General features: G+C 75.1%; 20 protein-coding genes. 17 read left to right on the top strand and 3 right to left on the bottom strand.

Going from position 1 to position 23,291, the window contains the following annotated elements; genetic code table 11:
* Positions 1–110 precede the first annotated feature (110 nt).
* From ACWCOM_RS01100 to ACWCOM_RS01090, 3 genes are all read left to right on the top strand, one after another.
* On the top strand, positions 111–419 hold the full coding sequence (locus ACWCOM_RS01100; RefSeq protein WP_454546885.1) for a DUF4244 domain-containing protein: 309 nt from the start codon (positions 111–113) through the stop codon (positions 417–419).
* 257 nt (positions 420–676) lie between these two features.
* Complete coding sequence (locus ACWCOM_RS01095) at positions 677–1,078, top strand: TadE family type IV pilus minor pilin (RefSeq protein WP_454546884.1); 402 nt, start codon at positions 677–679, stop codon at positions 1,076–1,078.
* A complete protein-coding gene (locus ACWCOM_RS01090; RefSeq protein ID WP_454546883.1) occupies positions 1,071–1,496 on the top strand; it encodes an Rv3654c family TadE-like protein in 426 nt (141 codons plus the stop codon). The genes ACWCOM_RS01095 and ACWCOM_RS01090 overlap by 8 nt, the downstream gene beginning before the upstream one ends.
* A 4-nt stretch (positions 1,497–1,500) precedes the next feature.
* Here ACWCOM_RS01090 and ACWCOM_RS01085 read toward each other — a convergent pair whose 3' ends face one another.
* Entirely contained in the window at positions 1,501–3,843 is a 2,343-nt protein-coding gene (locus ACWCOM_RS01085; RefSeq protein WP_454546882.1) for a DEAD/DEAH box helicase, read from the bottom strand.
* Between the two features lie 311 nt (positions 3,844–4,154).
* Between ACWCOM_RS01085 and ACWCOM_RS01080 the strand changes: the two genes are divergently transcribed.
* From ACWCOM_RS01080 to proC, 10 genes are all read left to right on the top strand, one after another.
* The gene (locus ACWCOM_RS01080; RefSeq protein ID WP_454546881.1) at positions 4,155–5,045 is read left to right on the top strand and encodes an aldose 1-epimerase family protein; all 891 of its coding nucleotides are present in this window, start codon (positions 4,155–4,157) and stop codon (positions 5,043–5,045) included.
* Positions 5,046–5,379: 334 nt separating this feature from the next.
* Entirely contained in the window at positions 5,380–6,480 is a 1,101-nt protein-coding gene (gene galT / locus ACWCOM_RS01075; RefSeq protein ID WP_454547082.1) for a galactose-1-phosphate uridylyltransferase, read from the top strand.
* The gene (gene galK, locus ACWCOM_RS01070) at positions 6,477–7,709 is read left to right on the top strand and encodes a galactokinase (RefSeq protein WP_454546880.1); all 1,233 of its coding nucleotides are present in this window, start codon (positions 6,477–6,479) and stop codon (positions 7,707–7,709) included. The genes galT and galK overlap by 4 nt, the downstream gene beginning before the upstream one ends.
* A gap of 70 nt (positions 7,710–7,779) precedes the next feature.
* Positions 7,780–8,730: an oxygen-dependent tRNA uridine(34) hydroxylase TrhO gene (trhO, locus tag ACWCOM_RS01065; protein ID WP_454546879.1), complete on the top strand. Its 951-nt coding sequence runs from the start codon at positions 7,780–7,782 to the stop codon at positions 8,728–8,730.
* A gap of 1 nt (position 8,731) precedes the next feature.
* Complete coding sequence (locus tag ACWCOM_RS01060; RefSeq protein WP_454546878.1) at positions 8,732–10,408, top strand: DUF7059 domain-containing protein; 1,677 nt, start codon at positions 8,732–8,734, stop codon at positions 10,406–10,408.
* A 40-nt stretch (positions 10,409–10,448) separates the two neighbouring features.
* Positions 10,449–10,886 carry a pyridoxamine 5'-phosphate oxidase family protein gene (locus ACWCOM_RS01055; protein ID WP_454546877.1) on the top strand — a complete coding sequence of 146 codons (438 nt, stop codon included), beginning with the start codon at positions 10,449–10,451 and terminating at the stop codon, positions 10,884–10,886.
* Positions 10,887–11,073: 187 nt separating this feature from the next.
* Positions 11,074–13,947, top strand: a complete 2,874-nt coding sequence (gene topA / locus ACWCOM_RS01050) for a type I DNA topoisomerase (protein ID WP_454546876.1) — start codon at positions 11,074–11,076, stop codon at positions 13,945–13,947.
* A 49-nt stretch (positions 13,948–13,996) separates the two neighbouring features.
* On the top strand, positions 13,997–14,974 hold the full coding sequence (locus ACWCOM_RS01045) for a Ppx/GppA phosphatase family protein (protein WP_454546875.1): 978 nt from the start codon (positions 13,997–13,999) through the stop codon (positions 14,972–14,974).
* Positions 14,971–15,834, top strand: a complete 864-nt coding sequence (locus ACWCOM_RS01040) for a sugar phosphate isomerase/epimerase family protein (RefSeq protein ID WP_454546874.1) — start codon at positions 14,971–14,973, stop codon at positions 15,832–15,834. Before ACWCOM_RS01045 ends, ACWCOM_RS01040 begins: the two co-directional genes overlap by 4 nt.
* Positions 15,835–15,883: 49 nt before the next feature.
* A complete protein-coding gene (gene proC, locus ACWCOM_RS01035; RefSeq protein ID WP_454546873.1) occupies positions 15,884–16,720 on the top strand; it encodes a pyrroline-5-carboxylate reductase in 837 nt (278 codons plus the stop codon).
* Between the two features lie 63 nt (positions 16,721–16,783).
* Here the strand turns inward: proC and ACWCOM_RS01030 are convergent, their stop codons facing one another.
* Together ACWCOM_RS01030 and ACWCOM_RS01025 are read right to left on the bottom strand one after the other, a co-directional pair.
* Complete coding sequence (locus ACWCOM_RS01030) at positions 16,784–17,452, bottom strand: potassium channel family protein (protein ID WP_454546872.1); 669 nt, start codon at positions 17,450–17,452, stop codon at positions 16,784–16,786.
* Entirely contained in the window at positions 17,445–18,857 is a 1,413-nt protein-coding gene (locus ACWCOM_RS01025; RefSeq protein WP_454546871.1) for a TrkH family potassium uptake protein, read from the bottom strand. The genes ACWCOM_RS01030 and ACWCOM_RS01025 overlap by 8 nt, the downstream gene beginning before the upstream one ends.
* 207 nt (positions 18,858–19,064) lie before the next feature.
* Between ACWCOM_RS01025 and ACWCOM_RS01020 the strand changes: the two genes are divergently transcribed.
* From ACWCOM_RS01020 to ACWCOM_RS01005, 4 genes are all read left to right on the top strand, one after another.
* Complete coding sequence (locus ACWCOM_RS01020) at positions 19,065–20,276, top strand: acetoin utilization protein AcuC (RefSeq protein ID WP_454546870.1); 1,212 nt, start codon at positions 19,065–19,067, stop codon at positions 20,274–20,276.
* Between the two features lie 89 nt (positions 20,277–20,365).
* Entirely contained in the window at positions 20,366–20,941 is a 576-nt protein-coding gene (locus ACWCOM_RS01015; protein ID WP_454546869.1) for a metalloregulator ArsR/SmtB family transcription factor, read from the top strand.
* 35 nt (positions 20,942–20,976) lie between these two features.
* Positions 20,977–22,317 carry an NADP-specific glutamate dehydrogenase gene (gene gdhA / locus ACWCOM_RS01010; RefSeq protein WP_454546868.1) on the top strand — a complete coding sequence of 447 codons (1,341 nt, stop codon included), beginning with the start codon at positions 20,977–20,979 and terminating at the stop codon, positions 22,315–22,317.
* A 114-nt stretch (positions 22,318–22,431) separates the two neighbouring features.
* Positions 22,432–23,244 (top strand): FadR/GntR family transcriptional regulator, encoded by an 813-nt coding sequence (locus ACWCOM_RS01005; protein ID WP_454546867.1) that lies wholly within the window; start codon positions 22,432–22,434, stop codon positions 23,242–23,244.
* Positions 23,245–23,291 lie beyond the last annotated feature (47 nt).

Genomic DNA, 23,291 nt, shown 5'->3' with positions numbered 1-23,291 from the left:
CCCCGCCCGCGGGCGCCCGCCCCACCGGCAGCACCGCGCCCACCGATCGAGGCGATCGAGGCGGAACACGCCGCCACCCTCCCGCTCCACCCATCCCGAAAGGACCCGTCATGTCCCAGCAGCAGCTCTCCCGGCCCCGGTTCCCCTCGCGCGAGGCGTCCCGGCGCCGCCGGCCCGTGGCACCCGACCTCGTGCGGGGCGGCTCCCCGGCGCCCGGCACCAACCGGACCGCCCTCCGCGGCACCCCGCCCCGCCCGCTCCGGCGGGCGGAGGAAGCGGACCTCGGGGCGACCACGGTCGAGTACGCCATGGTCGTGCTCGCCGCCGCGGCCTTCGGCGGCGTCATGGCCGCGGTGCTCTCGTCCGGTCAGGTGCGCGAGCTCCTGACCGCGATCATCGAGAAGGCGCTCGGGGTCTGAGCACCGTGCCACCAGGGGCCCGCGGCGTCGGTCCCGGCGCCGCCGGCCCCAAGGTCCGTCCTGGTCCGCCGCGGCGGACGCCCGTTGCCGTCGCCCAGGTCGGGCCGTGCGTGCCCGGGTCGGGCCGCATGCGGGGCAGGCCGCGCTCCGGGTCCGGGCGTTCCCGTCCGGGCTCCCCGCCGTCCGGGCCTCGCTGCCGCGGGCCCGACCACCCGTCGTCCGCTCACCGTCCGCACCCGTTCCCCGAGGAGACCACCATGACCGACGACCGCCCCCGTCCGTCGCCGCACCCCGCGTGTCCCGACCGCGGCGCCGTCACCGCCGAGACGGCGGTCCTGCTGCCCGCGCTCGTGCTCCTCCTGGCCGTGCTGCTCGCCGCCGCGGCGGCCGGGATGACGCTGATCCGCTACGAGGAGGCCGCGCGGGCCTCGGCCCGGGCCGCGGCCCGCGGCGAGTCCGCCGCGACCGTCCGCTCGACCGCGCGGTCCGTGGCGGGAGAGAACGCCGCGGTGCGCCTCGAGGACGGCGCGGGGACCTCCACGGTGGTCGTGACCGGACCCGCCCCGGGGATCCTGGGCACCTGGGGCGGCTGGGAGCTGCGGGCCGAGGCCTCCGCCGACACCGAGGGCGCCCGCTCGGCGGGAGGCCACGATGGCTGACCCGGCGGCCCGGCCGGCGGGCCCTGCGGCGTCGGCGGCCGGCGCGCCGCGGGCCGCCGACCGCGACCGCGGCAGCGGCACCGTGCACGCGCTGACGCTGTCCCTGGTGCTCGGGGTGCTCCTGGTGGCGGTGCTGCTGCTGGCGCAGGCGGGCACGGCGACCCTGCGGGCGGGCAAGGCCGCGGACCTCGCCGCGCTCGCCGCCGCGGACGTCGCCCGCGGCCTCGCGGCCGGTGAGCCGTGCGGCACCGCGGCCCGCGTCGCACGGGCCAACGGCGCCCGGCTGGAGCGGTGCGAGCTGGTGGAGCCGGAGCGGGTCGTCGTCGACGTGGGCACCGTGGTCGCGCTCGAAGGACCGCTGGCCCGGTTCGGCGCGGCCCACGGTGTCTCCCGGGCCGGCCCGCCCGGGGGCCCGTGAGCGGTCAGGCGCCCGGGGCGCTGCGCAGCAGCGCGTCGATCAGCCGCACGGCGCCGTGCTTGTCCAGGGGGTTGTTGCGGTTGCCGCACTTGGGCGACTGCACGCAGGACGGGCAGCCGTGCTCGCACTCGCAGGAGGAGATCGCCTCCCGGGTCGCGCGCAGCCACGCCACCGCGGTGTCGTAGCCGCGCTCCGCGAAGCCCGCGCCGCCCGGGTGGCCGTCGTAGACGAAGACCGTCGGCAGCTCGGTGTCGGCGTGCAGGGCGGTGGAGAGCCCGCCCACGTCCCACCGGTCGCACGACGCCACGAGCGGGAGCAGTCCGATGGCGGCGTGCTCGGCGGCGTGCAGCGACCCGGGGACGTCCGGCTCCTCGATCCCGGCGCCGTGCAGCACGGGCCCGGGCACGGTGAACCACACGGACTTGGTGAACAGGTCCCGGGCGTCGAGCTCGAGGGGCTCCTCGCCGAGCACCTCGTTGGAGGTCACGGCCTTGCGCTGGAAGGAGACCACCTTCGTGGTGACCTGCACCTGGCCGAAGTGGACGGTCACCGGCCCCCACGCCTCGGAGCGCTCCTCCGCCACCACGGTGACCTGGGTGACGTCCCGGGCGGTCGTGTAGAAGTCCGGGTGCGCCCGGGTCACGGCCGCGTAGGAGTCCGCCTCGTTGAGCTCGTCGACGATGTAGGTCCGGCCCTGGTGCACGTACACGGCTCCGGGGTGGGCCTGGTAGTGGGACTGGGGAGCGTCCATGGTGCCCAGCACCGCGCCCGTGCCCGTCTCGACGATCCGGATCGGCCCGCCGCCGTCGGAGCGCAGGGAGACCATCCCGGCCGCGGACTGCGGGTGCGTCCAGAACCACCCGCTCGGCCGGCGGCGCAGGTGCCCGTTGGCCACCAGGGAGGAGAGTACCTCCGGGGCCGTGGGGCCGAACGCGGGGACCTCCTCGGCCCGCAGCGGCTGCTCGGCGGCCGCCGCGCACAGGTGCGGAGCGAGCACGTAGGGGTTCGAGGGGTCGAAGACGGTGGCCTCGACGTCCACGTCGAAGACGGCCTCCGGGTGGTTGACCAGATAGGTGTCGAGGGGGTCGTCGCCGGCCACGAACGCCGCCAGCGCCTCCTGCCCGGCCCGGCCCGCCCGGCCGATCTGCTGGAAGAAGGACGCCCGGGTGCCGGGCCAGCCCGCCACCACCACGGCGTCCAGGCCGGCCACGTCGATGCCGAGCTCCAGGGCGGAGGTGCTGGCCACGCCGAGCAGCCGACCGTCCCGCAGGGCCGCCTCCAGGGCACGGCGCTCCTCCGGCAGGAAGCCGGAGCGGTAGGCCGCCACCCGGTGGGCCAGCGAGGGGTCGACCTCCTCGAGCTGGCGGTGGGCGATCTGGGCGATCGTCTCCGCGCCGCGGCGGGACTTGATGAAGGCGATCGTGCGGACCCGGCGCAGCACCAGGTCCGTGAGCATGTCGGCGGCCTCGGCCAGCGCGGTCCGGCGCACCGGCGCGTCGTTCTCGCCCACGCCGTCCGTCTGCTCGGGCTCCCAGAGCACCACGGTGACCGGTCCATGCGGGGAGAAGTCCGTGGTCACCGGCGTCACCTCGGCCTCGGGGACGCCCACGAGCCGGGCGAAGGAGGCGTGCGGCTCGAAGGAGGTGGCCGAGGCCCCGATGAAGACGGGGTCGGCGCCGTAGGCCCGGCAGATCCGGCGCAGCCGCCGCATGAGGTTGGCCACGTGCGAGCCGAAGACCCCGCGGTAGGAGTGGGCCTCGTCCACGACGACGTAGCGGAGCCGGCGGAGGAACCGCGACCAGCGCGCGTGGTTGGGCAGCACCCCGTAGTGCAGCATGTCCGGGTTGCACAGCACCACGTCGGCGTGGTCCCGGACCCAGCGGCGCTCGGCCGGGTCGGTGTCGCCGTCGTAGGTGGCGGCCCGGAGGGTCGGCAGGCCCAGCGCCTCCAGGCCCTTGAGCTGGTCGGCCGCCAGGGCCTTGGTGGGCGAGAGGTAGAGGGCCGTGGCCTCGTCCGGGTGGCGCACCATGCCGGGGTGCGCGAGCGCGGCCAGCCGGCCCCGGTGCACGGCGTCGGCCACGGGCACCTGGTAGGCGAGGGACTTGCCCGAGGCCGTGCCGGTGGCCACCACCACGTGCCGGGGGGCCAGCACGGCCTGGACCTGGTGCAGGTACGGCCGGTGCACGCCCAGCCGCTCGTAGGCCGCGACCACGTCCGGGTGCAGGTGCTCGGGCCACGGCGCCGTCACCGCGTCCCGGTCCGGCAGCTCCCGGACATGGCGCACCTGCTCCGGCGCGTCGCCGCGGCCGAGCAGGGGGATCAGGGAGGCGTGGTCGGAGGACGGCACCGGTTCATTGTGCCACCGCGGCCCCGGCCCGGCGCCGGGTCGCCGCGGCCGCCGGCCACGGCGCCGCGGAACCCGGCCGGGCCCGCAGGGACGGCGGGACCCGGCGACGGGTTCCGCGGGGCGGGCGCGGAGGGTCCTCCGCGGCCGTGGCGTGTGTCCTGCGCCACGGCGCGCTGATACCGTCGACCCGGCACGCCCCTCCGCCGCCCCCGGCGCCGGGGCGGCGTCCCGCGCCGGCCCGGACCGCCGGCCCGGTCGCCCCGCCGTCCTCGCGGCCGCCGCGAGCGGCCCCATCCTCCAGGAGGAACCCCGTGACGTCGATCCCGCTCGCCGCCGGCGGCTACACCGCACTCGTCGACACCCTCGGGGCCGCGCTGTGCGCCCTCGAGCACGACGGCCGGGCCCTCGTGGTGGCCCGGGAGCCGGGCGCCACGACCGAGGACTTCCGGGGCGTCGTGTGCGCCCCGTGGCCCAACCGCCTGGCCGACGGCCGGTACCGCTTCGGCGACCGCCGGCTCGAGGTCCCCGTCACGGAGCCCGAGCGCGGGACGGCCCTGCACGGGCTGGTCTTCGACCGCGAGTGGGAGGTCGTCTCCAGCAGCCCCACCGACGTGGTGCTCGCCCTCCGGCTCGGCGCGGACCCCGGGTACCCGTTCGCCGTGCGGGTGGAGGTGCGCTACGCGCTCGGCGAGGACGGCCTGCGGGTCGGGATCCGCGCCCGGAACGAGGGGGAGGACGCCGCTCCCTTCGGGTGCTGCCCGCACCCCTACCTCGTGGCCGGCCCCGGGAGCGTCGACGACTGGGTCCTCGACCTCGACGCCTCCGGGATGCTGCAGGTCTCGCCCGACCGGCTGCTGCCCACCGTCCTGGAGGACACGGCGGGAGGCCCCTTCGACTTCCGGGCGGGGCGCCCGCTGCGGGGCGCCTCCATCGACAACGCGTTCACCGGCGTGGCCGCGCACGACGGGCGGTGCACGGTCCGCCTCACGGCCCCGGACGGGCACGGGGCCCTGCTCGCCTGGGACCCCCGCGCCCCCTGGGTGCAGGTGCACACCGGCGACCACCTCGTGGGAGCGCCGCGCAGCGGGCTGGCGGTCGAGCCGATGGACTGCCCGCCCGACGCCTTCAACTCGGGCCGGGACCTCGTGGTGCTCGCCCCCGGGGCCGAGCACGCCCTGGACTGGGAGCTCCGCGCGTTCTGAGCACGTCCCGCCCGCCCACGCCCGGACGCCGTCACCGGCGCGGGGAACCACGTGCCCCGGGGAGTTCGACGCCACCGACGCGCTGGGGCCCATGACGGTCCCCTCCGGGCTCGGTACGGTGAAGAATGCCTACGGGGCGCAGCGCGCCCGGCAGCCCGCGAGCGCCGGAAGCGGCGCCCCGTCTCCCGCGGCCCGGCGACCTCCGGCACGGGAGGTCAGCAGGACCGTGCGCACCGCCCGAACGACCACCCACCGCCAGGAAGGGCCCGACGTGCCCCAGCAGCAGATCCCCCCGGTTCCCGCCGTCCCGACGCAGCGGGGGCGGCACACGGCCATCGCCCACCGTGTCCACCACCTGGCCGACGGGCGGGAGGCGGTCTTCTTCGCCGACCGCGGCACGGAGCCGGTCGGGCAGGTGAGCGACCGCCGTCCGCTGGGGGAGCGGGCCGGGCACGGCGAGGTGCGCTTCGACCGGCTGACCGGGGAGTGGGTGGCGGTGGCCGCCCACCGGCAGACCCGCACCTACCTGCCCCCGGCCGACCAGTGCCCGCTGTGCCCGTCCGTGGGCGGGCGGGAGTCGGAGATCCCCGCCGCGGACTTCGACGTCGTCGTCTTCGAGAACCGCTTCCCCTCCCTGGGCCCGGAGCTCGGGGCGCTGCCGGTGCCGGCCGGGGCGGGGGAGCGGGCGCTGTGGGGGGCTCCGTCCCCGGCCTACGGCCGCTGCGAGGTGGTCGTGTTCACCCCGGAGCACCGGGGCTCCTTCGCGGACCTGACCCCGGAACGGGCCCGCACGGTGGTGGAGGCCTGGGCCCAGCGCACCGAGGCGCTGTCGGGGACGGCCGGGATCCGGCACGTGTTCCCCTTCGAGAACCGCGGGGAGCAGATCGGGGTGACCCTGCACCACCCGCACGGGCAGATCTACGCCTATCCGTACCCGGCCCCGCACGCCGCCCGCCTGGCCGCCCGCTCCCGGGCGCACCTGCAGGAGACGGGGCGGGCGCTGATGGGCGAGGTGCTCGCCGACGAGACCGCGGCCGGGGAGCGGATGGTGCTGGCCGGGGAGCACTTCTCCGCCTACGTCCCCTACGCCGCGCGCTGGCCGCTGGAGGTCCACCTGCTCCCGCACCGCCAGGTCCCGGACCTGGCGGCGCTGACCGGCCCCGAGCGCGACGAGCTGGCGGTGCTCTACCAGGACCTGGTGCAGCGGGTGGACCGCCTCTACACCACCCCCACCCCCTACATCGCCGCCTGGCACCAGACGCCGGTGAACGCCGCCGACCGTCAGGCCGGGTGGCTGCACCTGCAGCTCACCAGCCCGCGGCGGGCGGAGGACAAGCTGAAGTTCCTGGCCGGCTCGGAGGCGGCCATGGGCGCGTTCATCAACGACGTCACCGCCGAGCAGACCGCCGCACGCCTGAGGGAGGCCGCACGATGAGCGCACCGCACCCCCACCCGCCGACCCCCGGGCCCGGGGACGCCCGGCCCGCCGACGGCGACGCCGCCCGGGCCGCCGCGCTCGCCGGGCGCTTCGCCGAGGTGTACGGCCACGCCCCGGACGGGGTGTGGCGGGCCCCCGGGCGGGTGAACCTGATCGGGGAGCACACCGACTACAACGACGGGTTCGTGCTGCCCTTCGCCATCGACCGCTCCGCGCTGGTGGCCGTGCGGCTGCGCCGGGCCGGGGAGCCGGATCCCGAAGCGGTGGAGCTGGCCTCCACCTACGCCCCCGACGGGCAGCGGCTGTCCCGGACCCGCTTCCGCGTCCCCGACCTCGCCCCGGGGACGGTCGCCGACTGGGGGGCCTACCCGGCCGGGGTCGTGCACGTGCTGGCGGAGGCGGTGCCGGTGCCCGGCTTCGAGCTGCTGCTGGACTCCACCGTGCCGGTGGGCGCGGGACTGTCCTCCTCCCACGCCGTGGAGGTCGCCACCGTCGTGGCCCTGGACGACCTGCTGGAGCTCGGCCTGGACCGCCCGGCCATGGCCCGGCTGACCCAGCGGGCGGAGAACGAGTTCGTCGGCGCCCCCACCGGGATCATGGACCAGTCCGCCTCGCTGATGGGCCGGGCCGGGGCCGCCCTGTTCCTGGACTGCCGGAGCCTGGCCGCCGAGACCGTCCCGCTGCCGCTGGCCGAGCACGGGCTGGCGGTGCTGGTCGTGGACACGAGGGTCGCCCACTCCCACGCCGACGGCGGCTACGGCGCCCGGCGGGCCTCCTGCGAGGCCGGGGCCGCCGCCCTCGGGGCCGCCTCCCTGCGCGACGTCCCCGCCGACGCCGACCTGAGCGGCCTCGACGCGGTGACCGCCCGGCGGGTGCGCCACGTGCTCACCGAGAACGCCCGGGTGCTGGCCACCGTCGAGCGGCTGCGCGCGGGGGACGTGGCCGGCATCGGGGAGCTGCTGGCCGCCTCCCACGCCTCGCTGCGCGACGACTACGAGGTCTCCTGCCCCGAGCTGGACCTCGCCGTGGACACCGCCCGGGCCGCCGGGGCGATCGGGGCGCGGATGACCGGCGGCGGCTTCGGCGGCTCGGCGATCGCCCTCGTGGCGGCCGCGGAGACCGAGCGGACCGCCGCCGCGGTGACCGAGGCCTTCGCCCGGGCCGGCCACCGGGCCCCCGGCACCTTCGTGGTCGCCCCCGGGGAGGGCGCGGGCCGGGTCCGCTGAGCCCGCCCCTCGCCCCGGGGCGCCGGTCCGGGCGGCGCGGGAGGCGCCGCGGCGCTTGTAGCCTGGTGCGGTGGCACAGCACCGGATCCTCTCCCACTACGTCTTCGCCCCGCTGCCCGACCCCACGGCCGTGATGCTCTGGCAGCGCACCCTGTGCCAGGGCCTGGGGCTGCGCGGGCGGATCCTGGTCTCCCCGCACGGGCTCAACGGCACCGTGGGCGGCGAGGTCGGGGCGCTCAAGCGGTACGCGCGGGAGACCCGCAGCCACCCGGGCCTGCGGGACGTGGCGCTCGGCTGGTCGGACGGCTCGGCCGAGGACTTCCCCCGGCTCTCGGTCAGGGTCCGCGACGAGCTCGTGTCCTTCGGGGCCCCCGAGGAGCTCGAGGTGGACGAGCGCGGGGTGGTCGGCGGCGGGACCCGGCTGAGCCCGGCCGAGGTGGACCGCCTGGTGGCCCGGCGCGGCGAGGACGTCGTGTTCCTCGACGGGCGCAACGCCCACGAGGCGCGGATCGGGCGCTTCCGCGGAGCGGTGGTGCCGGACGTGGCGCACACCCGCGACTTCGTGGCCGCCCTCGACTCCGGGGCCTACGACCACCTCAAGGACCGGCCCGTGGTGACCTACTGCACCGGCGGCATCCGCTGCGAGGTGCTCTCCGCGCTGATGCGCCGCCGCGGCTTCGGGGAGGTCTACCAGCTCGACGGCGGCATCGCCGCGTACGGCCGCGAGCGCGGGGACCGGGGGCTGTGGGAGGGCTCCCTGTACGTCTTCGACCGCCGGATGCACGTGGAGTTCAGCCCGGAGACCGTGACCATCGGGCGCTGCGACCGGTGCGGCGGGCCCGCCAACCGCTTCGTCAACTGCGGGGACGGCTCCTGCCGCGCCCTCTTCCTGGCGTGCCCGGCCTGCCGCGGGGGGCACCCCGCGGCGACCTGCCCGGGCGGGTGCGGCACCGCGCCCGGCGACGCCCCGCCCCGCGCCCTGCTCCCGCAGGGCGCGACCGACCCCGGACAGGAGCACTGACATGGCCCCGGACACCCCCGACCGGCCGCCCGCCTTCTCCCGCGTGCCGGGCACCCCCGTCTCCGACGACCCTCGGCGGCTGGCCGCCCTGCACGGCGCCCTGCGCGCCGGCGGCTTCACCCACGACCGCGTGGCCGGGCTGCTGGGTGCGGCCGCGATGGACGCCCTCGCCCGGGACCAGGCCGTGCCGGCCCTGCGGGTGCTCGAACCGGTGCTGGCCACGCCCGGGCACCCGGACCGGGGGACGGCGGGACTGGTCGTGCTGTTCCTGCTGGGCCGCGCCGTCCCGGCCGAGCTGCTCGGCGCCTCCGCCGTCGCCCCCGGGGACCTGGTGGGGCTGGGCCTGGCGGAGCGGACCCGGGACGGGCTGCGCGCCACGGTGGACCTGCGCCCCCACGCCGCCGACGACGGGACCGAGCTCTACGTGGCGAGCGACCTGGGGGAGTCCCAGCGCCCCGGCGTGCTGCGCCGCGACCACGTGCTGGGCATCGGGCAGGCGTCCCTGACGCTGGCGCAGACCACCGACCGCCGGCCGGTCGGGCGGGCCCTGGACGTGGGCACCGGCTGCGGCATCCAGACCTTCCACCTGCTCGCCCACGCCCGGCACGTGACCGCCACCGACGTCTCCGAGCGAGCCCTGGGCTTCACCCGGTTCAACCTGCTGCTCAACGCCCGGGCCCTGGACCTCGACCCGCAGCGGCTGGAGGACCGGGTGAGCCTCCGCGCCGGCTCCCTGCTCGAGCCCGTGGCCGGGGAGCGGTTCGACCTGGTGGTCTCCAACCCGCCGTTCGTCATCACCCCCCGCGCCCCGGGGGAGACCCCCGCGGACCGCTTCACCTACCGGGACGGCGGCTTGCCCGGGGACCGGATCGTGGCCGACCTCGTGCGGGCGCTGCCCGGGGCCATGGCCCCGGGGGCCACCGCGCACCTGCTCGGCAACTGGGAGGTCCTCGGCGTCGAGGACACCGGGGGTGCGCCCGGGCCCGCGGCCGAGCGGTGGATGCACCGCCCGGACGGCTGGGTGCCCGAGGGCATCGACACCTGGTGGATCCAGCGGGAGCTGGCCGCACCGGAGGAGTACGCCGAGACGTGGCTGCGGGACGCCGCCGAGTCCCGGGACCCGGAGCACTACGAACGGGCCTACCGGGCCTACCTCGACGACTTCGCCGCCCGGGGCGTCGAGGCCGTGGGCTTCGGGATGATCCGGCTGCGCCGCCCGGCCGCACCGCGCCCGCACGACGGGGCGCTGCGCCGCTTCGAGCACGTCCCGCACCCGGTGCAGCAGCCGCTCGCCCCGGCGCTGGCCGCCGCGTGGGCGCGCGCCGACTGGCTCGCGGAGCACCCGCAGGACTGGCTGGACGCCCACCTCGTCGCGGCCGAGGACGTCACGGAGGAGCGCCACCAGCGCCCCGGCGCCGAGCACCCCGGCGTGATCCTGCTCCGGCAGGGAGCGGGGCTGCGCCGCACCGCGGTGCTCACCAGCGAGGCCGCGGGCTTCGCCGGCGCCTGCGACGGCGAGCTGAGCGCCCGGCAGATCCTCGCCGCGCTCGCCGCGCTGCTGGAGTGGACCGGGGACGAGCGCGAGCGGCTCACGGAGGAGGTCCGCCACCTCGTGCTCGACGGCTTCCTCGTGCCGCTCGAGCAGCCGCCGGCCCGCCGGGCGGATGTGGGCGGATGAGCACGGGACGCCGGGGCGTCCCGGGTGCGAGGATGAGGGCATGAGCATCGGAGACCACCTCAACCCCATCCGGACCCTGGACAAGGACACCGTCTGGCGGCTGCTGGCCGAGCACCCCTTCGGCCGCCTGGCCGTGGAGGCCGCCGGGCTCGTGGACATCTTCCCGGTGAACTACGTGGTGCACCAGCACAAGGTGTACTTCCGCACGGCCCAGGGCTCCAAGCTCTCCAGCCTGATCGTCAACGACCAGGTGGCCTTCGAGATCGACGAGGTCACGGACGAGCACGTGGTGCGCTCCGTGGTGGTGCACGGCCGGGCCCGCCGGCTGGAGACCCGCGCGGAGATCGAGGCCGCCGAGGAGCTGCCGCTGAAGCCGTGGGCGCCCACGCTGAAGTACAACTTCGTGGTCATCGACGTGGAGACCGCCACCGGCCGCGAGTTCACGATCGCCGACGAGCCGGAGCACCACCCCTCCTGAGCCCGCGGCCCGGGCCCGGTGCGTGCCGGCGGCCGCCGTCGTCCCCCGTGTCCTCCGCGGCGCGAGGGACGCCGGCGGCGAGGCGTTATGGTGGAGCGCAGGGCGGGCCGGACGACTCCCGCCCGTCCGACCCGACGTCCAGCAGCGCCGCGTCCCGCGGCCGTCGCGGACCGCAGCAAGGAGTACCGTGCCAACGAAGGCCACCCAGAGCCCGGGAACGGGCAAGAGCCTGCTCATCGTGGAGTCCCCCTCGAAGGTCAAGACCATCGCCGGGTACCTCGGCGACGCCTACGAGGTGGAGTCCTCCATGGGGCACATCCGTGACCTCCCGCAGCCCTCGGAGCTGCCGGCGGAGCTCAAGAAGGGGCCCTACGGCAAGTTCGCGGTGGACGTGGAGCACGGCTTCGAGCCGTACTACGTGGTGAACCCGGACAAGAAGAAGAAGGTCACCGAGCTCAAGCGCAAGCTCAAGGAGGCCGACGCCCTCTACCTCGCCACCGACGGCGACCGCGAGGGCGAGGCCATCGCCTGGCACCTGCTGGAGGTGCTCAAGCCCAAGGTCCCCGTCTACCGGCTGACCTTCCCCGAGATCACCCGCGAGGCCATCGAGCGCGCCTTCGGGGAGCTGCGCGAGCTGGACCAGGACCTGGTCGACGCGCAGGAGACCCGCCGCATCCTGGACCGGCTCTACGGCTACGAGATCTCCCCGGTGCTGTGGCGCAAGATCGCCTCCGGCCTGTCCGCGGGCCGCGTCCAGTCCGTGGCCACGCGCCTGGTCGTGGAGCGCGAGCGCCAGCGCATGGCCTTCGTGCCCGCCGACTACTGGGACCTCAGCGGCACCTTCGCCCGCACCGACGGCGAGGACGCCGGCACCGCCTTCGGCGCGCGGCTGTCCTCCGTGGACGGCAAGCGGGTGGCGGGGGGCCGGGACTTCGGCGACGACGGGGCGCTCAAGGGCGCCGCCGACAAGCTCGTGCACCTGGACGAGACGGCGGCCCGGGAGCTGGCCGCCGGGCTCGCGGACGCCGCGTTCGCGGTCCGGTCGCTGGAGACCAAGCCCTACACCCGCCGCCCGGCCGCGCCCTTCACCACGTCCACGCTGCAGCAGGAGGCCGCCCGCAAGCTGCGGTTCACCTCGCGCACCACGATGCAGGTGGCCCAGAAGCTGTACGAGAACGGCTACATCACCTACATGCGCACCGACTCCGTGGCGCTGTCCGACCAGGCGGTCTCGGCCGCCCGGCGGCAGGCCGCGGAGCTCTACGGCTCCGACTCCGTGCCGGGCTCCCCGCGCGTGTACAGCTCGAAGTCGAAGAACGCCCAGGAGGCGCACGAGGCCGTGCGCCCCGCCGGGGACTCCTTCCGGACGCCGAACCAGGTCCGCGGGGAGCTCTCCGCGGACGCCTACCGGCTCTACGAGCTGATCTGGAAGCGCACGGTCGCCTCCCAGATGGCCGACGCCAAGGGCTCCACGGCCACCGTGCGGCTCGGGGCGACCTCGGCCTCCGGGCGGGACGCCGAGTTCTCCGCGTCCGGCACCGTGATCACGTTCCGCGGCTTCCTCGCCGCCTACGAGGAGGGCCGCGACGAGGAGCCGGCCGAGGGCAAGGACGGGGACAAGCGGCTGCCGCGGATGGCGGAGGGCGACCGGCTCGAGGCCACCGACGTCGCCGCGGACGGGCACCGCACCTCCCCGCCCCCGCGCTACACCGAGGCGTCCCTGGTCAAGGTCCTCGACGAGCTGGGCATCGGGCGGCCGTCGACCTACGCGGCCGTGATCTCCACGATCATGGACCGCGGCTACGTCCGGGTCCGGGGCTCGGCGCTGATCCCCTCGTGGACGGCGTTCTCCGTGGTGCGCCTGCTCGAGGAGCACTTCTCCGACTACGTGGACTACGACTTCACGGCAGAGATGGAGGAGGGCCTGGACCGGATCGCCCGCGGCGAGGAGGACAGCACCGACTGGCTGCAGGACTTCTACTTCGGCTCGCAGGAGCACGAGAACGGGCTCAAGCCCATCGTCGACGACCTCGGCGAGATCGACGCCCGCGCGGTGAACTCCATCCCCGTGACGGACGCCATCACCCTGCGCGTGGGCAAGTTCGGCCCCTACCTCGAGGTCGCGGGCGCCGTGGACCCCGAGACGGGCGAGATCACCGAGCCGGTCCGCGCCAACGTGCCGGAGGACCTGGCCCCGGACGAGCTGACCCCCGAGAAGGCCCGCGAGCTCATCGAGACCGGCAAGGCCGACGGCCGGGAGCTCGGCCGCGACCCGGTCACCGGGCGCGCCATCATCGCGAAGGACGGCCGCTACGGTCCCTACGTCACCGAGGTGGTCCCCGAGCCCACCGCCGAGGAGCTCGCGGCCCAGCCGGTCGAGTACTACAAGAACGGCAAGCCCAAGCCCCCGAAGAAGCCGGTCAAGGAGAAGCCGCGCACGGGCTCCCTGCTCTCCTCGATGACCCTGCAGGACGTGACCCTCGAGGACGCGCTGAAGATCCTGTCCCTGCCGCGGACCCTGGGCGCCGACGTCGAGGGCGAGGAGATCACCGTGCAGAACGGCCGCTTCGGCCCCTACCTGAAGAAAGGCTCCGACTCCCGCTCCCTGCAGTCCGAGGAGCAGCTGTTCACGATCACCCTCGAGGAGGCGCTGCAGATCTACGCCCAGCCCAAGCAGCGCGGGCGGGGCACCGCCAAGCCGCCGCTCGCGGACCTGGGCACCGACCAGATCACGGAACGGCCCATGGTGATCAAGGACGGGCGCTTCGGGCCCTACATCACCGACGGGGAGACGAACGTGACGGTCCCCCGCGGGGAGACCGTGGAGCAGATCACCCCGGCGCGCGCCAGTCAGCTGCTCGCGGAGAAGCGCGCCCAGGGCCCGGCGCCCAAGCGCGCCGCGCGCTCCACCGCCAAGTCCCCCGCCAAGTCGACGGCCAAGGCCCCCGCCAAGTCGACGGCCAAGGCCCCGGCCAAGTCCACGGCCAGGTCCACGGGCAGGTCCACGGCGGCGAAGAATCCGGCGGCGGGCCGGACCGCCCGCGCCGGGACCAAGGGCTGAGCCGCCCCGCGCCGCGGGACGGACACGGAACTCGAAGGAGCACCACGGCATGCGTCTGGGAGTCCTCGACGTCGGATCGAACACCGTCCACCTGCTGCTGCTGGACGTCTACCCGGGCTCCCGGCCCGAACCGTACGCGTCCCACAAGCTGGCCCTGCGGCTGGTGCAGTACCTCGACCAGGACGGCAACATCTCCGACGCCGGCCGGGACGCGCTGACCGCTTTCGTGCTCGAGGCCCGGGACTTCGCGGTGGACAACGCCGCGGAGGACTTCCTCGCGTTCGCCACCTCCGCGATCCGCGAGGCCGGCAACGGGGCCCAGGTGCTGGAGCACGTCCAGTCCCGCTCCGGGGTGACCCTCACCGAGCTGGCCGGGGACCAGGAGGCGGCCGTCACCTTCTTCGCGGTGCGCCGCTGGTTCGGCTGGGGCGCGGGCACGGTCCTGGACCTCGACATCGGCGGCGGGTCCTTCGAGATGGCGCTGGGCGACAACGCCCTGCCCGCCGTGGCGACCTCCGTGCCGCTGGGCGCGGGACGGCTCACCCGCTCGTTCATCGCCGGGGACCTCGCCACGCCCCAGGAGATGAAGGCCCTGCGCAAGCACGTGCGCCGGGAGCTCAAGCCCGCGGTCGCGAAGGTCCGGGCGGCCGGGGAGCCCACCTGCGTGGCCGGCACGTCGAAGACCTTCCGCTCCCTCGCCCGGATCTGCGGGGCCGCCCCCTACGCCATGGGGCCCTACGTCCCGCGGACCCTGCACCTCGAGGACCTGCGGCTGTGGACCCGGCGGATGGAGGCGATGACCCCGGCGGAGCGCGCCGAGATGCCCGGGGTCTCGCCCGCCCGGGCCCGGCAGATCCTGGCGGGCGCGGTGGTGGCCGAGGCCGCCATGGACGCCTACGGGATCGAGTCGCTGCAGATCTGCCCGTGGGCCCTGCGCGAGGGGCTGATCCTCCGCCGCCTGGACCAGCTCAACAGCCACGCCGACGTGCGCACCGTCGACCCCCGGCACCTGGTGGGAGCGGCATGAGCGAGCAGCAGGAGCCCGCCCCGGAGCCGTACCGGGCGCACGTGGCACTCTCCACCAGCTCCCTCTACCCGCTCGGGGTCCCGGAGACCTTCGAGGCGGCCGTGGAGCTGGGCTACGACAGCGTGGAGGTGCTCGTCACCCACGAGCGGATGAGCCAGCTCAACCACCAGCTGCGCGACCTCGTGCAGCGCCACCAGCTGCCCATCTCCACCATCCACGCCCCGACGCTGCTGCTCACCCAGCAGGTCTGGGGCAAGTCGTGGACCAAGATCCAAATGGCCGCGGCCCTCACCGAGCAGGTCGGCGCGGAGGTCGTCGTCGTGCACCCGCCCTTCCGCTGGCAGCGCAAGTACGCCTCGAACTTCGTGGAGGGCGTGCGCGTGGTCTCGCAGGCCACGGGCGTGAAGATCTCCGTGGAGAACATGTACCCCTGGCGGGTGCGCGGGCGCGACACCGTGGTCTACGCCCCGCACTACAGCCCGCTCGGGCAGGACTACGACTGGGTGACGTGGGACTTCTCCCACGCCGCGACCGCCCGGATGGACTCCCTCGCCGCGATCCGGGAGCTCGGCCCCCGCCTGGGCCACGTCCACCTCACGGACGGGTCGGGGGAGACCACCGCGGACGAGCACCTGCTCCCCGGCCACGGCGTGCAGCCGGTCGCCGAGTCGCTCCAGCACCTCGCCGCCACCCGGTGGCGGGGGGTGATCGGGGTGGAGGTCTCCACCCGCCGCTCGTCGAGCGCCGAGGAGCGCACCCGGTGGCTCGCCGAGTCCCTGGACTTCGCCCGCCGCCACACGACCCCGGCCGAGGACGCCCCGGCCGACGAGGTCACCGGCGACGGGGCCCGGGGCGACTGACGCCCGACCCGACCCGACCCGTACCCGCTCCGAGAGGACCCCACCGACCATGACACCTGTGCTCGCCTTCCTGGGCTGCGGCTCCATGAACGGCTCCATCCTGCGGGGGGTGCTGGCCTCCGGCGTGCCCGTCGAGCAGGTCCGGGCCACCGTCCGCTCCGCGCAGAGCGCGGAGCGGCTCCAGGAGGAGACGGGCGTGCGCCCGTACGCCACCGAGGGAGACCCCGAGGCCAACCGCCGGGCCGCCCGCGAGGCCGACGTCGTGCTGCTCGGCGTGAAGCCGGTCGGCGTCCTCGACCTCGCCCGGGAGATCGCCCCCGTCCTGCGCCCGGGCACCGTGGTGGCCTCCGTGGCGGCGGGCATCACGGTCGGCGCCCTCGAGCAGGCCCTGCCGGCCGGCCAGCCCGTGGTGCGGACCATGCCGAACACGCCCTCGAGCGTGGGCCGCGGCGTCGTCTCGGTGACCCCGGGCGCCGCGACCACCGCCGAGCAGACCCGCGCCGTGCGCGGGGTGCTCGAGGCCGTCGGCACCGTCGTGGAGGTCCCCGAGGACCAGGTCGACGCCGTGACCGGGATCTCGGGCTCCGGACCGGCCTACGTGTTCCTGCTGGCCGAGGCGATGCAGCAGGCGGGGGAGCGGATGGGCCTCCCGGCCGACGTCGCCCGGGTGCTGGCCAAGGAGACCGTCTCCGGCGCCGGTGAGCTGCTGCGCCCGGCCGGGGCCGACCCCGCGGCGCTGCGCCGGGCCGTCACCAGCCCCAAGGGGACCACGGACCGGGCGATCACGACCTTCCACGAGAACGGCTTCGCGGAGCTGGTCGCCGCCGCCGCGCAGGCCTCGGCCGACCGCTCCGCGGAGCTGACCCGCGAGCTCAGCGCCGGCTGAGCCCCGCGGCGGCTCCCGGCCGGGCCCGTGACCCGGCCGGGGGCCGGTCAGGACACGGCCCGGTCAGGGCCGGGCCGCGAAGCGCTCGAGCAGGTCCACGTGCCCGGAGACGATGAGCAGGTCCCGGGAGGTCACCTTCGTCTCGGGGCGGGCGTAGGTGAAGTCCTCCCCGGGCGACTTCACGCCCACCACCGTCACGCCGTACTTGGAGCGCACGTGGGCCTCCCCGAGCGTGAAGCCCTGCACCTCCCGCGGCGGGTGCATCTTGACGATGGCGAAGTCGTCGTCGAACTCGATATAGTCCAGCAGCCGCCCGGAGACCAGGTGCGCGGTGCGCCGGCCGGCGTCGGCCTCGGGGAAGATCACGTGGTGGGCGCCGATCCGGGAGAGGATCTTGCCGTGGGACGGGGTGATGGCCTTCGCCCAGATCCGGCTCACGCCGAGGTCCACGAGGTTGGCCGTGATCAGCACGCTGGACTCGATCGAGGTGCCGACGCCCACCACCGCGGAGTCGAACTCGGCGGCGCCGAGCTGGCGCAGGGCGTCGATGTCGGTGGCCTCGGCCTCGACCACGTGGGTGAGCTGGCCCGAGAGCTTCTGCACCAGCTGGGCGTCCCGCTCCACGCCCAGGACCTCCCGCCCCTGCCGCGCCAGCTGGAGGGCGGTGGCCGTGCCGAAGCGGCCGAGGCCGATCACCAGGACGGGGACGCTGTGGGACGAACGGTCAGCCAATGATCGGCCTTTCCTCGGGGTAGTTGTACAGACGGCGGCGCGAGCGCAGGGCCAGCGCGGCCGCCACAGTGGTGGTGCCGATGCGGCCCACGAGCATGATCACCGCGAGGACGTACTTGCCCTCCGGTGGCAACTCCCCGGACAGCCCCACGCTCAGCCCGCAGGTGGCGTAGGCGGAGATCACCTCGAACAGCACCCGGTCGAGGGGCTCCTCGGAGATCTCCACGAGGAGCCCGCAGCCGACCAGGACCACGGTGGCACCCATCATGATGACCGAGATCGCGATGCGCAGGGCGTCCTCGGGAATGGTGCGGTAGAAGGAGATGACGGACCGGTCGCCGCGGGCCTCGGCCAGGATCGCCAGGAACACCACGGCGAGGGTGGTGACCTTGATCCCGCCCGCCACGGACGCGGGGCCGCCGCCGGCGAACATCAGCGCGTCCGTCATGAGCAGGGTGACCGGCTCCAGGTCGTTCATGTCCACCAGGTTGAAGCCGCCGGAGCGGACCATGACGGAGTGGAAGAACCCCTCGAAGACCTTCTGCGTCACGGGCCGCCCCTGCAGGGTGTCCGGGTTGGACCACTCGAACGCCAGGAACAGCGCCCAGCCGACGAACAGCAGCACCGTGGTGGTCACCACGACCAGCTTCGTGTTGAGGTTCCACCTAGAGAAGCGCAGCCCCGTCTGCCGGAGCACGAGGACCACGGGGAACCCCAGGGAGCCCAGGAAGACGCCCACGGCGATCGGCAGGAGGATCAGCGCCGCGTCCGTGTAGGGCACGAGCCCGTCCGAGTGGGGGGTGAACCCGCCGTTGTTGAAGGCCGAGACCGAGTAGAACAGCCCGTGCCACAGGGCGGTGAGGAAGGGCTCCCCGGCCAGCAGGAAGCCGACCGTCAGGACGGCGGCCAGGACCGCCTCGATCACGACGGACATCACCAGGATGACCTGCAGCAGCGAGCCGACCTCGCCGAGGCGCCCGATGTTCAGCGCCTCCTGCGTGATCAGCCGGGACTTCAGGCCCAGCTTGCGGCCGATCGCCAGGGCCAGGATCGAGGTCATGGTCAGGGTGCCCAGGCCGCCGATCTGCATCCCGATCAGGATCACGAACTGCCCGAAGAAGGACCAGTTCGTGGCGGTCGGGACCGTGGTCAGCCCGGTGACGGTCACGGCGGAGGTGGCGGTGAAGACGGCGTCCTCGAGCTCCGTGTCCACCCCGGGGGCGGACGAGACCGGCAACCACAGCAGGAGGGAGAACACGGTCACGACCGCGGCGAAGGAGATCACGGCGAGACGGGCCGGGGAGCCGGCCGCGATCCGGTCCACGAGGTCGCGCAGCGAGGCGAGCAGCCAGAAGCGGCCCCGCTCCTCGCGGGACACCCAGGGCCGGTGCTGCAGGTTGCTCACGGTCCCTCCTCCTGTGTCCGGGCCGCCCGGCCCGGACGGCGTCGGCCGCGGCGCGCGCCCCGACCCGAGACAGTATCCCACCCGTGCCCGCGCGGCGGGGCCGGGGACCGCCCGTGCCGCCGGCCCCGCCGCGGGCGCGGCGGACACACAGCGCGTCGGCGCCGGGGTCCGGCGCGGGGCCGGCGGTGCGAGTGGTCTAATGGCCGTGTGACTCCTGCTACATCCGGGCCCGGCGCCCCGCACCCCACGCGACTGTTCTGGGACCCCGCCCTGCTCGAGTACGACTTCGGGCCCCACCACCCGATGCACCCCTCACGGCTCGAGCTCACGCACCGCCTGGTGCAGGAGTTCGGCCTCGACCGCCGGGCCAACGTCACCGTGGAGGCCCCGGAGGTCGCCCCGGACGACGTCCTGCGCCTCGTCCACCCCCAGCACTACCTGGACGCGGTGCGCGCGGTCGGCGCGGACCCCGCCCTGGAGATCCCCGAGTGCGGGCTCGGCACCGAGGACACCCCCGCGTTCCCGCGGATGCACGACGCCAGCGCACGGCTCGTGGGCGGCACCTACCAGGGCGCCGCGGCCCTGCTGGCGGGGGAGGCGGTGCGCGCCGTGAACTTCGGGGGCGGGATGCACCACGCCCACGCCGAGCGGGCCAGCGGCTTCTGCGTCTACAACGACTGCGCCGTGGGCATCCGCCACCTGCTGGAGCAGGGCGTCCAGCGGGTGGCCTACGTGGACGTGGACGGCCACCACGGGGACGGGACCCAGTCGATCTTCTACGACGACCCCCGGGTGCTCACCATCTCGCTGCACGAGACCGGCCTGGCCCTGTTCCCGGGCACCGGCTTCGCCAACGAGACGGGACGGGGGGCGTCCACCGGCTACGCCGTCAACGTCGCCATGCCCGCCACCGCCGACGACGCCATGTGGCTGCGGGCCTTCGACGCCGTGGTGCCCCCGCTGCTGCGCCAGTTCGCCCCGGAGGTCCTGGTCAGCCAGCACGGCTGCGACTCCCACTTCGCCGACCCGCTCACCCATCTGCGGGTCAGCGTGGACGCCCAGCGGCAGACCGCCGTGGCCCTCGCCGGACTCGCCGACGAGCTGTGCGAGGGCCGGTGGATCGCCACGGGCGGGGGCGGGTACAACTGCCACGACGTGGTGCCCCGGGCGTGGACGCACCTGGTGGGGGTCGCCGCCGGGCACCCCGTGGACGTGGGCGCGGCGGTGCCGCAGCCGTGGCGGGACCACGTGCTCGAGCGCTACGGGGTCGAGCCGCCCCGGGCGATGGGCGACGGGGTGGACCTGTGGTGGCGGTCGTGGGAGGTCGGCTTCGACCCCAACGACGAGACGGACCGCACGATCATGGCCACCCGCAAGGAGGTCTTCCCGCTGTGGGGGCTGGACCCGTGGTTCGACTGAGCCCCGAGCCCCCGGCGGCCGGCGGGCGCGGGAGCGGGGCGGACGTGCCGCTGCCGGGTGCCGCGCGCCAACGCGTTTACAGTGATCGGATGGGCAACAACGACGTGTTCGCGGTGATCGCCGACAAGACCCGGCGGGGGATCCTCACCGTGCTCAAGGACGGCGAGCGACCCGTGGGGGACCTCGTGGCGGAGCTGGGCGTCTCCCAGCCCACCGTCTCCAAGCACCTGAAGATCCTGCGCGAGGCCGGTATGGTGTCCATGGAGGCCCAGGGGCAGCGGCGGCTGTACGCCGTGCGCCCCGAGCCCCTCGCCGAGGTGACCCGCTGGATCCACGAGGTCACCGGCGACGCGGTCCAGCAGGGGGCCGCGCCGGAGCCGACCGCACCGGTGCCCACCGCACCGGAGCCGGACGGGACGCACGGGGCCGCGGCGGAGGAACCCGTCACGGGCGCGGTGCAGGAGCTGGTGGTCACCGCCCCGGCACCGCGGGAACCGGGCCCCGAACTGCTCATGGCCGAGCTGCCCGGATCCGAGCCGGCCGCGGCCGGGCTTCCCGCCGGCGGGACGTCCCGGCGACCCGCCCGGGGGGCCGGGGCCCGCGCCGCGGACCTCCTGTCCAGCCTGCCGGGCCTGCGCCGCCGTCCCCGGCACCCGCGGCGGTGACCGCCCCGACCGTCCCGACCAGCACGAGGAGCACCATGCACGAGGACCTGTACCCCATCCGCCAGGCCGTCCTGGCCCGCAATCCCGGTGAGGTGGAGTTCCACCAGGCGGTGGACGAGGTCTTCGAATCCCTCGGCCCCGTGGTGGCCCGGCACCCCGAACTCCTCGACGCCGCGGTGCTCGAGCGGATCTGCGAGCCGGAGCGCCAGATCATCTTCCGCGTCCCGTGGACCGACGACGAGGGCCGCGTGCACATCAACCGCGGCTTCCGGGTGGAGTTCAACTCCGCGCTGGGGCCCTACAAGGGCGGGCTGCGCTTCCACCCGTCCGTCTACCTCGGCATCGTGAAGTTCCTGGGCTTCGAGCAGATCTTCAAGAACGCCCTCACCGGCATGCCCATCGGCGGCGGCAAGGGCGGCTCGGACTTCGACCCCAGCGGGCGCTCGGACGCGGAGATCATGCGCTTCTGCCAGTCCTTCATGACCGAGCTCTACCGCCACATCGGCGAGTACACGGACGTCCCGGCCGGCGACATCGGCGTGGGCGGGCGCGAGATCGGCTTCCTGTTCGGCCAGTACAAGCGCATCACCAACCGCTACGAGTCGGGGGTGCTCACCGGCAAGGGGCTGAGCTGGGGCGGGTCCCTGGTGCGCACCGAGGCCACCGGGTACGGCACCGTCATGTTCGCCGAGGAGATGCTGCGCACCCGCGGGCAGTCCTTCGACGGGCAGACGGTGCTGGTCTCCGGGTCCGGCAACGTGGCGACGTTCGCGATCGCCCGGGCCCAGCGCCTGGGCGCCACGGTGGTCACCGCCTCCGACTCCGGCGGCTACGTGGTGGACCCCGACGGCATCGACCTCGAGCTGCTGCGCCAGATCAAGGAGGTCGAGCGCGGCCGGATCTCGGAGTACGCCGAGCGCCGCGGCGGGCGCGCCCGGTTCATCGCCAAGGGCTCCGTCTGGGACGTCCCCGGCACCGTGGCCCTGCCGTGCGCCACCCAGAACGAGCTGGACGGCTCCCACGCCAGGAAGCTGCTGGCGCACGGCGTGGTGGCCGTCGCCGAGGGCGCCAACATGCCCACCACCGGGGAGGCCACGCGGATGTTCCAGGAGGCCGGGGTGCTCTTCGGCCCCGGCAAGGCGGCCAACGCCGGCGGCGTGGCGACCTCCGCGCTGGAGATGCAGCAGAACGCGTCCCGCGACTCGTGGACCTTCGGCTACACCGAGGAGCGGCTCGGGCAGATCATGACGTCGATCCACGACCGCTGCGCCGAGACGGCCGAGGACTACGGCATGCCCGGCAACTACGTGGCCGGCGCCAACATCGCCGGCTTCGTCAAGGTGGCCGGCGCCATGATGGCCCAGGGCCTCATCTGATCCGCGCCGGGACCGGCCCCGGCCGGTCCCGGCGGTCCCACCCGTCCGCACATCCGACACGTCCGGATCCGCGAGCGCTCCACGGAGGGCCGCGGTGGACCTACCCTGGAGACTATGGCAACGCATCGACAGGTCCTGCAGTGGCTGGAGAACGAGCTGTTCGACGGCCATCTCGTGCTGGGCCAACAACTGCCCTCGGACCGCGATCTCGCGGCCATCCACCGCGTGTCCCGCAACAACATGCGGGAGGCGCTCAAGACCCTGGAGGCGCAGGGGATCGTCCGTCTCTTCGACGGGCCGCGCAAGTCGATCCTGCCGATGCTGGTCCGGGAGCCGGCGGCGTCCGCCGGTCCCGCCCTGCAGCTGCACATGGCCACCTCCGACTACCCGCTGCGGGACATCGTGCAGACCCGGGTGCTGCTCGAGACCTGGGCGCTGGAGCGCTCGGACCCCCGGCACCCGGCCATGGCCGAGCTGCGGGCGCTGCTCGAGCAGATGGGCCGGGACGACCTCTCGCTCAAGGAGTTCCACCACCTCGAGGTGAGCTTCCACATCGCGCTGTGCAAGACCGCGGGCAACTCGGTGGTCTCGGCCCTGATGTCCTCGCTGCGGGACTCGATCTACGAGTACACGATGGCCCTCGTGGGCCACGTGCCCCTGTGGAGCGCCACCTCGGAGCGGCTGCGCGCCGAGCACCAGGCGATCTACTCGGCCGTGGCGGCGGGCGACCGCAGGCTCGCGGCCCGGCTGGTGGCCGAGCACATCGAGTACCAGTACCGCGAGGCCGGCGTGGACCCCGACCAGGAGCAGCGCACCCCCGGCCCCGCCCCGGACGCGCCGGCCGTGCCCGTGGCCACGGGGGAGCTGCCGGTGCGCGCCGCGGACGAGCCCGGCGGCGGCCCGGCGGAGGTGCCGCGCAGCGCCTGAGAGCCGCCCGCCGGGGACGAATACGGCAATTTCCCCGCGAGACGGTA

Source organism: Kocuria sp. KH4 (assembly GCF_053711175.1).
Note: the sequence above shows the minus strand (reverse complement) of the source record. Positions and strands in the feature narration are given on the sequence as shown.

Coding starts and splice junctions, on each gene's coding strand:
- galK (WP_454546880.1), top strand. CDS start 6,477: ATGAGCGCACCGCACCCCCACCCGCCGACCCCCGGGCCCGGGGACGCC.
- gdhA (WP_454546868.1), top strand. CDS start 20,977: ATGCACGAGGACCTGTACCCCATCCGCCAGGCCGTCCTGGCCCGCAAT.
- ACWCOM_RS01095 (WP_454546884.1), top strand. CDS start 677: ATGACCGACGACCGCCCCCGTCCGTCGCCGCACCCCGCGTGTCCCGAC.
- ACWCOM_RS01040 (WP_454546874.1), top strand. CDS start 14,971: ATGAGCGAGCAGCAGGAGCCCGCCCCGGAGCCGTACCGGGCGCACGTG.
- ACWCOM_RS01090 (WP_454546883.1), top strand. CDS start 1,071: ATGGCTGACCCGGCGGCCCGGCCGGCGGGCCCTGCGGCGTCGGCGGCC.
- ACWCOM_RS01060 (WP_454546878.1), top strand. CDS start 8,732: ATGGCCCCGGACACCCCCGACCGGCCGCCCGCCTTCTCCCGCGTGCCG.
- ACWCOM_RS01005 (WP_454546867.1), top strand. CDS start 22,432: ATGGCAACGCATCGACAGGTCCTGCAGTGGCTGGAGAACGAGCTGTTC.
- ACWCOM_RS01045 (WP_454546875.1), top strand. CDS start 13,997: ATGCGTCTGGGAGTCCTCGACGTCGGATCGAACACCGTCCACCTGCTG.
- ACWCOM_RS01100 (WP_454546885.1), top strand. CDS start 111: ATGTCCCAGCAGCAGCTCTCCCGGCCCCGGTTCCCCTCGCGCGAGGCG.
- proC (WP_454546873.1), top strand. CDS start 15,884: ATGACACCTGTGCTCGCCTTCCTGGGCTGCGGCTCCATGAACGGCTCC.
- ACWCOM_RS01015 (WP_454546869.1), top strand. CDS start 20,366: ATGGGCAACAACGACGTGTTCGCGGTGATCGCCGACAAGACCCGGCGG.
- ACWCOM_RS01055 (WP_454546877.1), top strand. CDS start 10,449: ATGAGCATCGGAGACCACCTCAACCCCATCCGGACCCTGGACAAGGAC.